The sequence below is a fragment of the Hoeflea sp. Naph1 genome, assembly GCF_046837775.1.
Classification (GTDB): Bacteria; Pseudomonadota; Alphaproteobacteria; order Rhizobiales; family Rhizobiaceae; genus Hoeflea.
In genome coordinates this window covers 4,193,150-4,205,389 of record NZ_CP177286.1, presented here as the reverse complement: position 1 = coordinate 4,205,389, position 12,240 = coordinate 4,193,150, and the positions used below count along the sequence as shown (strand labels likewise).

Here is a 12,240-nt window from a genome sequence, read left to right as displayed (position 1 = left end):
CCGCAAGGGGAAGATTTGAGGCTCAACCTCACTCACACGTCTTGGCGGCCTCGAGTGCCGCGGCCCTATCTGCCTTGGCTAGCCGGCCTAACCGTCCCACTGCCGCGTAAAACCGTGGATAGTCGCCCGCGCACAGTTCGAACAGGCGCATAAACGCCGGCACCCGGTCATTGTAGACCGACATTGCCGAGATCTTGGCGTTGTTGATCGGCGCCTCGACCCAGGCATCATATCCGCCAAATCCACCCCAGCGGCTTTCCCGCATCTTTCGGTAACGCACCCTGAGCCGTTCGATCGCGGCTGCCTTTGCGGCGCGTTTCTGCGCAACGGTGCCAGCGCCCTGATAGACGTTGCTCAACTCGGTCCGGGTTTGCGCCACCAGCGCAAGAAATTGGGCATTGCGCTTCAGCCCCGCTTCGTAGCGGCCAAGTCCCGCCGTATCGCCATTTGCGCGCAGCCATGCCTTCACCCCGGTGGTTTCGACAGTCACGGCGAAGGCCTCGTTGAAGGCGGAATCATCATCGACATAAACGCGCTGGTGGGCGAGCTCATGAAACACCAGGCCTGCGAGGTAGGTTTCATCCTGGCGCAGCATGGTCGAAAGCAGCGGATCACTTGACCAGCCCAGCGTGGAATAGGCGGTGACGCCCGAGACATGTACGTCCAGGCCCTGCTGCTGCAGCTCAACAGCGGTTTTAACCGCCGTGCTTTTGGAGAAATAGCCCCGGTAGGGCACGCAGCCGAACACCGGAAAACACCAGACCCGCGGCACGACCGAGAATTCCGGTGCTGCAAACACCGCCCAGGTCACATAGTCCCGGCCGATATCGACGTAGGAGCGGTAGCTCGCATTGTCGGGCAGGTCGAGCTCGTCGGTGGCAAACTGTCTTATGGCGCGCGCCGAGGCCATGCGCGCGCGCAAGCCCTCGGGCGTCGACGCATCGTCGATCAGCCTGGCGACCGGCTGGCGCGCCGTCATGATCTCGACATGGCCCTTCAGCGACTGCGCGTAATAGGACACGCCAATGCACCCGCTCAGGCCGGACACCAGTCCCAACGCGAAAATCACTCGAAAGAAGATGCGCTTCACGGTCTGCCCACAGGATTGCTAAGCGGTGCCTTTTACCTATTCAATGAAGACAATTTAGTAATAGCACGACGAAGGCTAAAGCTATTTGCTGCCGCTTCTCGAGGATTCCAATCATTGCAGACAAATTGAGACAATCTGAAATTGTAACTGAGCCCGGTTGGTGCAGTGCTTTTGGGAGCGGGCGTCAAGTCACGCCGAATGTCGGCGTTTGAAGAACCCATAGCTAACCGAACGAGATATTCCTTCGAGTCAACGGTGGACGTCTCAATGTTAGCAGTCAGTCTGCCTGGGCTGACTTTCAAAAAGGTGGAGATACCCTTTGTATCGGCTAATAACCAAGATTCAATTTCTGTCTGGGCTATGCAGAACAACATGTTTTCTGGCAAAGGCTCCAGAATGTTGGCCGCCTGCAGCCAGCTATTTCTAAGCGAAGGTGCGCACACTCCCCGATCCAAGTCCGTAATAATAAGTACTGGTGATCTTTGCGCGAGACTATGAAATTTTTGCAAATTTTTCCTAATGTAACCAAACCCACCATGGGCTTTTCCAAGTTCTTGCATGTTGGTGCCAATTGGACAGCACTCGCGGATAAGCCTTTCAGCAACTACTCGACTCAGTTCGTCCTCTATGCAATAAAAGACAGTCATAATAGTAAATCTAGCTGACCAGTTTTCCTTGCGTTTGGCAGAACTGCTTCTGCAGCAGAAAGACCTGCACAAAGTGCAGATTTCTCATCTTCGGATACGCCACGAACACTAGACCCGTCATCTGAAGGTGTGATTATTACTATTCCGCGAGGATCTATACCGGAATTTGATAGAAGCGCTTCGCTATGAGTTGTGATAATGTATTGCCTGCCGCTTCGTGATTTTGATTTTACTGATGCCATTATTCTTGGGAGCTGTGCCACAATCTCTTCGTTCAGAGATAGTTCTGGTTCCTCAAGAAGCAAAGGCGAGTTTCCGCGCTCCTGCAGAAGCCAAAGGATCGACATTATTCTCAACGTTCCATCGGAAAACTGATCTTCTCGCTGTCTAGCCCCTCGGGGTCGGTGATGCTTAAACCGGATCTCTAAATGCGGATGGCCAGTAATGTCATCATTTAGGAACCTTAGGTCTTCCAGATGCGGGACAATTGTCCGTAAGGCAGTTTCTATGCGCTTCAAGCGAGCCTCTCTTATACGAGGTGTAGTACGTGCGATTCTCAACATGAATTCTTGACCAAATGGATCATCGTCGATGACCCGCCCGCCAATTTGATCACCGAATTTCAAAAGTTGAGGTACGAGATGAACATAGGTCGCACCAGAAAAGAAATCTGCCAGATCGCGAAATTTCGCATTCGCACTGATTTGCTCAATATGCGTTTCACGAAGGAGCAGTTCATCACTTTTTTCGGGCGGCCCTGGCCTCTCAAGCAAAACAGCAGACGCTCCATCCGGTTGAAATGATGTCACTCGTTCCTTTGTTACCTGCGGATCACGCTTGCCTTTTGGTGGAATGTTGAAACCGAGTTCGTACCTCCAAATTAGAGTATCACTGTCGTCAACAACATCAGCCTCAATAAGTATTTCAGTGTCGGCTCGGGCATGTAAGCATCGTATCTTTCCGACACCCCCGCGACGTTCGATTGCATCCTGAAGCCCGCCCCCACGATGTTTCGACACATCCCTCAAAAAGCGTATGGCATCCAAGAGATTTGATTTGCCTGCAGCATTAGGCCCCAAAATGTAGACGGATTCGGGAAGGTCCTGAATTTCACCAGACTTAAAGTTCCGCCAGTTCTTAAGTTTCAAACGGCTGATGTGCATTGGGCTTCCTAGAATTGATGTCTGGAGAGATTAAGCACCGTGATAATTTCTCACAAGCCTCCTCTACCACATTCGTAGCGGGTCGTCGGGCTGTAAGCGTATGTCAGGCTATCACTAGCTTTATTCCTATATTAGCTGCCGCAATAATTAGCGCTTCGCTGCCGAGCTAGCCCGCCCAAAAAATGTCCCCATTTTTTCCACACCCTTTCGCCCCGTGCCACACTGGCCCGACCTTCCGTTCCAAGCGGATGGCCAGGGCTGACGGAGCCTTGGCCGGCGGGAGGCGGTGAGTTCTGGCGGGCGGGCACCGTACCTGCAGGCCAGAAACTCGGCGATTGGGAACACCCCGGCAAAAAAGCCGGAACCGGAGACCTGCTGGTCCGCGCCAGCACCGGCGGCGTCGAAAGACGCTGGTTCTGACAAGGCCTGATCAGGCTGGACGGTATTGAGGCCGGGAGCAGATCGGGAGTGGACGGGTTCGGTTGGCGGTTCAGCCGAACGAGACGAAACCGTCCGGGACTGTGTCGACCTGATCGCGGGGAGGAGCCCCATGTGCGCCCGGAAGGCGCATGTGTCCCTCACCGGTGGGGCGCGGGTGACTGCGCCAAGCCACATTCTCCATACCACCACGGGCCATTTGCCCGCGCCCCACAAGTCCGGATTGTTCTCCCGGACCAGCACATGCCCCAGACCGTCGGCGAGTTTCATTTCGCGCGCGGGGTTTTGGTGTGACCGGTGGGCTGATGGGACAGGACATACAGCCGCGATGCATTGCGGGCGCGATCTCTCCACACCGTCATGCCGGACTTGATCCGGTATCCAGCACGCCCAAGTTCTTGGGCGGAAAGAGCCCTTTGACCCGGCAGACTCCGGGTCGCTGGATGCCGGATCAAGTCCGGCATGACGGAAGGGCAGGGGACGCCAACGGCTGCGACGATGCTTCACCTGTCTGGATCAAGTCCGGCTCACGGATGTATAGGAATGCCGCCTTGGAGACCGAGGATGACGAAGGTATGTGCCGAGCATGACGGGGCAAAGCCGGTCCCCATGACCCGCGCAAACAAAACCCCGAAAGCGGGGGCGCTTCCGGGGTCGGAAATGTTTCGCAATCAGTGCGCGGTCAGTCGGCGACGGTGACCAGCGCCTTGTCGCGAGCAGCCGCGGCCTTCTGGACAGCGTCCTGGACCTTTTCAAAGGCGCGAACCTCGATCTGGCGCACCCGCTCGCGGCTGATGCTGAATTCTGTCGACAGGTCTTCCAGCGTGATCGGATCGTCACGCAAACGCCGCGCCTCGAAGATGCGCCGTTCGCGTTCGTTGAGCACGTCGAGCGCACCCTGCAGCATGGCGCGGCGGGTTTCGAGCTGATCCTGTTCGACCAGCATGTCTTCCTGGCTTTCCGAATCATCAACCAGCCAATCCTGCCACTGGCCGGATTCGCCCTCGCTGGCCCGGATCGGGGCATTGAGCGAGGCGTCGCCGGCAAGCCGCCGGTTCATCGAAATGACTTCGGCCTCGGAGACATTGAGTTTTGTAGCAATTTCAGCAACCTGGTCAGGGCGCAGATCGCCATCCTCGACAGCCTGAATCCGGCTCTTGACCTTGCGCAGGTTGAAGAACAGCCGCTTCTGGTTGGCGGTGGTGCCCATCTTGACGAGGCTCCATGAGCGCAGGATGTATTCCTGGATCGACGCCTTGATCCACCACATGGCGTAGGTGGCGAGGCGGAAACCGCGCTCCGGATCGAATTTCTTGACCGCCTGCATCAGGCCGACATTGCCCTCGGAGATCACTTCCCCGATCGGCAAGCCGTAGCCGCGATAGCCCATGGCGATCTTGGCGACCAGCCTGAGATGGCTGGTGACGAGCTTGTGCGCCGCCTTGGTGTCCTCATGTTCGAGGAAACGCTTGGCGAGCATGTATTCTTCTTGCGGCTCCAGCATCGGGAACTTGCGGATTTCCGCCATGTAGCGGTTTAAGCCGTTCTCGCCTGCGGAGATTGTTGGCATACTTGATTGGGCCATAATAGCACCCTTTCTTCCGAATTTTCAGCTTCCTGACGGCAAGCTTTCTGGCTCGAACCGAACAACGCGTTCGAACCTGTCCAAGTGCCATCTAATTGTGGCGAAAGCCGGGATCAAGGTGCAATTGGCACACACTCGCGTGATATCGGAACATGCGCGTGCTGTTGGCGCCGGTCAGAGTCTGGCAAAAGCCAGTCGTAATTCTTCCATGTCCGGCGGCAGCGGCGCTTCAAAACGCATGGTTTCGCCGCTTGCCGGGTGCTCGAATACCAACAGAAATGCGTGCAGCGCCTGGCGCGGGAACGCATTGACTGTCTCGCGAACAGTGTCGGGCAGCCGGTTGGCCTTGGTCCGGAAAGCGCCGCCATATTCGGCGTCACCCACCAGCGGGTGACCGATATGGGCCATGTGCACCCGGATCTGGTGGGTGCGGCCGGTTTCAAGCCGGCATTCCACCATCGAGCCGGCGCAGGACCCGTCGGGCTTTTCCTCATAGCGCTCGGTGACCAGATAGTGGGTCACGGCGTGGCGCACATCATCGCCGTCATCCTTGCGCACGGCGCGGCGGGTGCGGTCGCGGCCGCGGCCAAGGTTGGCGTTGATGGTGCCCTTGAGCCCTTGCGGCTTGCCCCAGACAATCGCCTGGTAGGCGCGCTCCAGCGGCCCGGTAAGGCCGTGGTCAGCGAATTGTGCAGCGAGGTGGCGGTGGGCGAGATCGTTTTTCGCCACCACCATCACGCCTGTGGTATCGCGGTCGAGCCGGTGGACAATGCCGGGCCGGCGCACGCCGCCGATGCCCGACAGGCTGTCGCCGCAATGGTGGATCAGGGCGTTGACCAGGGTGCCGGTCCAGTTGCCAGCGCCGGGATGGACGACCAGGCGGGCCTGCTTGTTGAGCACGATCAGGTCGGCATCTTCGTACAGGATATCAAGCGCAATATCCTCGCCCTGCGGCACCGGGTCCTCGGGCTCGGGCATTACCAGTTCGACCTGGTCGCCAGCCTGGATCTTGTGTTTGGCGTGGGTGGCGGTCTTGCCGTTGACGCTGACTGCGCCGGCCTCGATCAGCGCCTTGACGCGGCTGCGGGAAATGTCGGGTTCGAGCGTCGCCGCGAGCCAGACATCGAGCCGGCCTTCGGCATCTTCGCCCGCCACAAGAACTTCAGGCGCCGCATGGGGTTCCCTATCGGGCTGGGCTTCGGTAAACGGTGTCGCGTTCTTCAATTTCAGGGTCCGCCCGGCAAGGAATGGTAATGTCGCAAGTCAACGAGGACGATCTCGACGAAAAGCCGCTTGATCCGGATATGGAAAAGGTGCGGCGCAAGATGGTACGGCTGCTGGCCGTGTCGATCGCCATCATGTTCATCGGCCTTATGGCCGTGCTGGGCGCAATTGTCTATAAATTCACGCGCAGCGACGATTCAAATGTTGCGGCCAAGGTACCTTCCAGTTCGTCGATGGCGGTGCCCGCCGATGCACCGATCGAGGCCGTGGCGGCGCTGCCGCAGGGGTTTACGGTCGAAAGCGTGTCGCTAGACGGCACCCGTATCGGGTTCTTCGGCCGGGCAGAGGATGGATCGCGACGGCTGATCATTCATGATTTGTCGGTGGGCCGCAATGTCGGCGACATCGTCGTAATCAACCGCTGATCATGACCGCGCCGGCGCGCCTGACGCCTGTTGCCGACCCCGCTGATCCGCGCATTGCCGAGTTTACCGCGATGCGTGATCGGGATCTGGCGGGGCGCGGCAACCGTTTCATCGCCGAAGGCCGGGTGGTGCTGCAGGCGCTTGCCGAGGCCGAGGCAGGGCACAAGCGGTTTGTGATCGAAAAGGTCCTGATCCTGGAAAACCGTGTCGCCGGGCTCAGCGACCTGATCGCGCAGCTTGACCCGGACTGTCCTGTCTATGTCGCCGGGCGCGAGGTGATCGACGCGGTCGTCGGATTTGCCATGCATCGCGGGGTTCTGGCGCTGGGGCGGTATCTGCCGGTGGCGGGACTGCGCGAATTCATTTCCCGACTGCCTGAGCAGGCATTGCTGGTGGCGGCCTGCGGCATTGCCAATCATGACAATATCGGCGGCATCTTTCGCAATGCCGGGGTGTTTGGTGCCGATGGCGTCGTGCTCGACGATAGCTGCTGCGATCCCTTGTACCGCAAGGCGATTCGGGTTTCGGTCGGCGCGGCGCTGCGGGTTCCGTTCTGCCGCGGCGGCTCGATTGCCGAGCTGGTGGCAGAATTATCGGGCCACGGTTTCGAGGTTGTCGGATTGTCACCGCGAGGCACCGGGGCACTGAGCGATTTTCAACCCGGCCGCCGGGTGGCGCTGCTGGCCGGGACCGAAGGCGAGGGGCTGCCCGAGCAGATCATCGACCAGGTGAAGACGCTCAGAATCGAGCAGGCGCCGGGGCTCGACAGCCTCAATGTGGCGACGGCGAGCGGCATTGCATTGTGGCATGCGGCAAGCCGGATGGGGCGAACCAGTCGCTAAATGCGGTCGCGTAGAAAGCGGTGAAAAGGGGCAGCCGGCCCGGTGATTTTTGTTTCAGTTGGCGAGATACGTGACCGATCACGTTACACAGGACGACGGCCTCAACGGCTGGCGTCCAGCATCTCGCGGGCACGCGTCGCCAAGCTCGGGTCTGAACCGCTCGCCCGGTTGGGTTCTTCGCTGCCTTTGAGGATCTTGAGGATCGGCGAAGATGGTCCGTCACGGCTGGCGGTCAGTTCCACCATCATCGCGGCTACGGTGGCAATCTCGCGCCGCAAGGCGGCATCGTTGTCGTTCTTGTTGGCTTTCATCAGCCGCTCGATCAGTGCTGCCTGGCGGGCGCGAAGCCGGTCGATTTTTTCATTCTCGGACAGATCCTCGGCAAAATCGTCGACATCTTCGAATTCGGCGGGATCTTCGAAGCTGTCGTGGTCGACACCGGTGTTGTCGCGGCTGGTCGCCAGCACGGGCTGCGGTGGGGTCTCCGCCGGCCGCTCGTTGTTGCTGACGCGGTCCTGCCTGTCAGGGACGCCTGAGATGCGTGCAACCTTCTGGGCATCCCTGAGGTCACGCTTGGCGGACCTCAGTTCGTTCGCGATGTCGCGGTTTTTCTGCTTGTAGCGTTCGACTTCGGCGCTGCGCCGATCGAGCGCGTTTTCGCGGTCCGTGAGCTTGGTGATGGTGGTTGCCAGCTTCTGTTCCAATTCGGCGAAACGGGATTCCTCTCGGTTCAGGCGGAACGACAGGTCCTGGTTTGCCGCTTCGGTTTCCTTGAGCGTTTCGCGCAGGGCGCGGCGCTCGTCGCGCAGTTCGCGGATTTGCGACTTGAAGTTTTCCGCTTCGGTGTCGAGCGTCACCAGGTCGATGCGCATCTCCTCGATCTCTGCACCAAGGCGGTTGATCTGGTCGTCGCGGTGCGCGATTTCATGCTGACGGGCCTCGGCCAGTCGCGTCTTTTCGCCCAATTCGGCGGTGAGATTGATGATTCCTTCCTCGCGCTTGTGCATCTGAGCGGTGAGGTCGCGAATGCTGGTGTCCCGGGCTTCAATAGCCTGTTCGGCCTCGATCTTTTCCGCACGCAGGGCGGTCAGGTCGCCGGACAATCGCGTGGCGCGGGCCACTGCCTGGCTGAGTTCGTCGCGGTTGTGTCTGAGATCAACGGAAAGCCGCGCATTTTCCGCGGCGTAAGCAGCGCGGGCCATATCTTTCTCGGCACGAATTTCGGCGGTCGAAAGTGGTACGCTGGCACGCATGCGTCTTTCAGTGAGGGTTACCACGCGGCGCTGGATAATGGGCGCGATGATCAATGCCACCAGAGCAGCAGCAAGAAAACCCAGTGCAAACAGCAGGACAAACTCAATCACGGTGTATCCATCTCAACAAAAACCGGGCCGATATCATCGTGTGGGACCGGGAATAGAGCTTTAAGCATGCCAGAACCGCCTGGGCAAGCAATCGGATGGTTGCAAGTCTTTGCCACAGGCGCTGCAAGGTGCAGATCATCAAGTCCAAGCCTGATCCCGTGACCATGTTTGACTGTTTCACATTGGGAACAAAATCGATTGAGGGCGGTAAAGAAAAAAGCAGCCGTCGCCGGCTGCTTCATCCGATGTAATGATTCCCGACTGCTTGTCAGAACGGGTTCCAGGTCGGCGCGGTCGTCATCTTGAGGTAGCCGACATTGATGCCGAGACGTGCGCCGACGCCGGTCCGGATCGGGACCACCAGCACGCCGTCGCGTTTCAAAACGGTCATGCCAAGTCCGGCAATCACGTAGGCCGAGCCGGAAACGCCACCAAATCTGCCATACACGCCCTCGACACTGGGGAGGTTGTAGACCAGCATCATGGTCCGGTTGCCGCTGCCGCCGTAATCCCAGCCCAGTGACGGCCCCTGCCAGAAGACGTCGTGCTGACCAGCGTTCTTGGTGTACAAGCCGCCTTCTCCATAGGTCAGGCCACCAATGAAGGCGCCTGAGGCTTCCTGGCCAAGGATATAGCCGTTGGGAAGCCCGTAGGACTGAAAGGCTTTCTCGACAATCTTGGCAAGGCCGCCAGAGGTCGAGCCGAAGAAACCGTGACCTGCGTCGATAATTTCCTGTGCTGTGTATTGCGATGAATTTTCCGCCGACTGAGCGTGAGCGCTCGGGGCCAGGCCGACAATGGCAAGCAACGACAGCAAGAATAGGGTGAGGGCACTGTGGTGAAAGCGGGACGCGATCATGGGGTCCACTCCGTTGAAAAGGCGATAGTTACCGCAGGATAGATTGATCACATTGTGGCGCCCCGATCTTAATAAGCGGTTTACCAAATGTGGTGTCTTTAGGGCGATATTCCTTCCGGTGCGGTTGTCGAAGCGTAAGCTTGCGATCACTCGGCGGGAGGCTGCGCTTGCGATAAACCGCACCTGGTGCAATTTTGCTGTCACGACGATTCTGCGCGCGGAGCGCGCGAACAGGAGATTTCGATGCCGAAGAATCACAATTTGACCCTGGCTGGTCCAGATCTGGCAGCGCTTTTGTGCAGCCGCGTGTGTCATGACATCATCTCGCCTGTCGGGGCGATCAACAATGGCCTCGAACTGCTTGATGAAGGCGGCGCTGATGCCGACGCCATGGACCTTATTCGGACCAGCGCGCTCAATGCCTCGGTCAGATTGAAATTTGCCCGTCTTGCCTTTGGTGCGTCTGGCTCCGTGGGTGCATCGATCGATACCGGCGAGGCCGAAAAAGCGGTTCTCGATTACGTCTCAGCGGACAAGAAGACCGAAGTGAAATGGAGCGGCCCGCGGGCGATCATTCCCAAGAATCAGGTCAAATTGCTGCTCAACCTGTTTCTGGTTGCCTATGGGGCGATCCCGCGGGGCGGGGAAATCGATGTGACACTGGAAACACCGGAAACCGATCCGCGGTTCCGGCTGGTATGCAAGGGACGGATGGTGCGGGTGCCGCCGAAGTTCCTCGAAATCTATTCCGGCAATCTCGACGAGGCGATCGACGCCCATTCGATCCAGCCCTATTACACGGTATTGTTGGCACAGGAGGCCGGGTTGACGCTGGCCTGTTCGGCAAATGCCGATGAGGTTGTGTTTACCGCCCAGCGCGGCGAAGCCACCGAGGCCTGAAGTTGATGCCTGACGTTGGGCCCGAACCTGGTGCCTGACGTCGGGGAAGGCGTTGCCGGGAAGCCAAGTCCTCTCGGCAACGCTCCGTTAAGCTTGTCTGATTACGAAATCTTCGCTCCCTCGCGCTAGTCTCTCCTCGATACAGACGGTTCTTGTCGTGAGACCCGCCACGAGACATAGCAAGAGGAGAGCCGCCATGCGCCGCTTGATGATCGCCGACGATTCCGCCGTAATCTGCAAGGTAGCCAAGCGCATCCTGACCGGGCTGGATTTTCTGGTCATTGAAGCGTCAAACGCGGGCGAAGCGATGATCATGTGTGACGCTCAGTTGCCCGAGGTGTTGCTGGTTGATGCCGGCATGACCGACGCGCTGGAATTGATCTCTTCGGTCAGGCAGATGGATGGCGGCAAAGACGTGCGCATCCACTACCTGATGATCGAAAAGGAATTCAAGCAGATGATGGCCGGCAAGCGGGCGGGAGCGGATGATTTCCTGCTCAAGCCATTCGACCGCCGCAGTCTGACAGAAGCCTTTGCCCCCTATGCGATTGCTGCCTGAAAAGCTTGATTTGGCGTCAACTGTGGACCTTATCTACATATCCACACAGCAAAAACCCGCCAGTCCGGCGGGTTTTTTCATTTTCCGAATTGCGCCTAACAGAAATCAGGCACTTTCCCGAATTTCGGTTTCTTCCGGCTCGCGCAGCACATAGCCACGGCCCCAGACCGTCTCGATGTAATTCTTGCCGCCAGCCGATGTGGCCAGTTTCTTGCGCAGCTTGCAGATGAAGACGTCGATGATCTTCAGTTCCGGCTCGTCCATGCCGCCATAAAGATGGTTGAGGAACATTTCCTTGGTCAGGGTCGTGCCCTTGCGCAGGGAAAGCAGTTCCAGCATCTGGTATTCCTTGCCGGTCAGGTGCACCCGCTGTGAGCCGACTTCGACAGTCTTGGCATCCAGGTTGACGACCAGGTCGCCGGTGGTGATGACCGATTGGGCGTGACCCTTGGAACGCCGGACGATGGCGTGGATACGAGCGACCAGCTCATCCTTGTGGAATGGCTTGGTCATGTAGTCGTCGGCACCGAAGCCCAGGCCACGCACCTTGTCCTCGATGCCTGCCATGCCGGACAGGATCAGGATTGGTGTCTTGACCTTTGAAAGCCGCAAAGTCCGCAAAACTTCGTACCCGGACATGTCCGGTAAGTTGAGATCGAGAAGTATGATGTCGTAATCATAAAGTTTGCCGAGATCGACACCCTCTTCGCCCAGATCCGTGGTGTAGACGTTGAAGCTCTCAGACTTCAGCATCAATTCGATGCTCTGCGCTGTCGCGCTGTCATCCTCGATCAATAAAACCCGCATATTTGTCCCCTTTTCCGCCGCCGAAAGGTCATTGTGATCCATTTGTGCGATACGGATCCAGTCGTTGCCTGATTTGGAGGCTGCCACGTAATGGTTAACAAATTCTAATCAGGTTACGCAACCAATATCGAATTGTTAATTATCACCGGCAAACTCCTGATTCATATCTGGAAATCCAGATCAAATAAGTTGATGTAAAACATGAAGAAACGTCACCAACTGATTCAAAGGACTCTAAAAAGCGAGCCGAAAAAAAACTTGTTTCCCGTTTACCCCGCCTTAAACCATGACCGTTAGTATTAACGATGCCCGTAAATGAATGGTTACCGTGGCGGTA

General features: G+C 58.0%; 12 protein-coding genes. 4 read left to right on the top strand and 8 right to left on the bottom strand.

The features are described from left to right. Positions 1–28 precede the first annotated feature (28 nt). The 5 genes from ACK6D9_RS20220 to ACK6D9_RS20200 form a co-directional block, all read right to left on the bottom strand. Positions 29–1,090: an aminopeptidase gene (locus tag ACK6D9_RS20220; RefSeq protein WP_412049868.1), complete on the bottom strand. Its 1,062-nt coding sequence runs from the start codon at positions 1,088–1,090 to the stop codon at positions 29–31. Positions 1,091–1,122: 32 nt separating this feature from the next. After that, the gene (locus ACK6D9_RS20215; RefSeq protein WP_412049867.1) at positions 1,123–1,737 is read right to left on the bottom strand and encodes a hypothetical protein; all 615 of its coding nucleotides are present in this window, start codon (positions 1,735–1,737) and stop codon (positions 1,123–1,125) included. Further along, a complete protein-coding gene (locus ACK6D9_RS20210; protein ID WP_412049866.1) occupies positions 1,734–2,900 on the bottom strand; it encodes an AAA family ATPase in 1,167 nt (388 codons plus the stop codon). The genes ACK6D9_RS20215 and ACK6D9_RS20210 overlap by 4 nt, the downstream gene beginning before the upstream one ends. 1,120 nt (positions 2,901–4,020) lie before the next feature. Further along, positions 4,021–4,923 carry an RNA polymerase sigma factor RpoH gene (gene rpoH / locus ACK6D9_RS20205; RefSeq protein WP_322989966.1) on the bottom strand — a complete coding sequence of 301 codons (903 nt, stop codon included), beginning with the start codon at positions 4,921–4,923 and terminating at the stop codon, positions 4,021–4,023. Between the two features lie 174 nt (positions 4,924–5,097). Further along, positions 5,098–6,147 carry an RluA family pseudouridine synthase gene (locus ACK6D9_RS20200; protein ID WP_412049865.1) on the bottom strand — a complete coding sequence of 350 codons (1,050 nt, stop codon included), beginning with the start codon at positions 6,145–6,147 and terminating at the stop codon, positions 5,098–5,100. 29 nt (positions 6,148–6,176) lie between these two features. Between ACK6D9_RS20200 and ACK6D9_RS20195 the strand changes: the two genes are divergently transcribed. Together ACK6D9_RS20195 and ACK6D9_RS20190 are read left to right on the top strand one after the other, a co-directional pair. Then, positions 6,177–6,572, top strand: a complete 396-nt coding sequence (locus ACK6D9_RS20195) for a hypothetical protein (protein ID WP_322989968.1) — start codon at positions 6,177–6,179, stop codon at positions 6,570–6,572. Positions 6,573–6,574: 2 nt separating this feature from the next. Further along, on the top strand, positions 6,575–7,414 hold the full coding sequence (locus ACK6D9_RS20190; RefSeq protein ID WP_412049864.1) for a TrmH family RNA methyltransferase: 840 nt from the start codon (positions 6,575–6,577) through the stop codon (positions 7,412–7,414). A 101-nt stretch (positions 7,415–7,515) separates the two neighbouring features. Here the strand turns inward: ACK6D9_RS20190 and ACK6D9_RS20185 are convergent, their stop codons facing one another. Beyond that, positions 7,516–8,778 carry a hypothetical protein gene (locus ACK6D9_RS20185; protein WP_412049863.1) on the bottom strand — a complete coding sequence of 421 codons (1,263 nt, stop codon included), beginning with the start codon at positions 8,776–8,778 and terminating at the stop codon, positions 7,516–7,518. Between the two features lie 268 nt (positions 8,779–9,046). Next, on the bottom strand, positions 9,047–9,634 hold the full coding sequence (locus ACK6D9_RS20180) for a DUF1134 domain-containing protein (RefSeq protein ID WP_412051861.1): 588 nt from the start codon (positions 9,632–9,634) through the stop codon (positions 9,047–9,049). Between the two features lie 246 nt (positions 9,635–9,880). On the opposite strand from ACK6D9_RS20180, the gene chpT reads away from it, so the two are divergent. Together chpT and ACK6D9_RS20170 are read left to right on the top strand one after the other, a co-directional pair. Continuing rightward, on the top strand, positions 9,881–10,537 hold the full coding sequence (chpT, locus tag ACK6D9_RS20175; RefSeq protein ID WP_322989972.1) for a histidine phosphotransferase ChpT: 657 nt from the start codon (positions 9,881–9,883) through the stop codon (positions 10,535–10,537). A 196-nt stretch (positions 10,538–10,733) separates the two neighbouring features. Then, entirely contained in the window at positions 10,734–11,096 is a 363-nt protein-coding gene (locus tag ACK6D9_RS20170) for a response regulator (protein WP_322989973.1), read from the top strand. Between the two features lie 105 nt (positions 11,097–11,201). Here ACK6D9_RS20170 and ctrA read toward each other — a convergent pair whose 3' ends face one another. Then, entirely contained in the window at positions 11,202–11,903 is a 702-nt protein-coding gene (ctrA, locus tag ACK6D9_RS20165; protein ID WP_412051860.1) for a response regulator transcription factor CtrA, read from the bottom strand. Positions 11,904–12,240 lie beyond the last annotated feature (337 nt).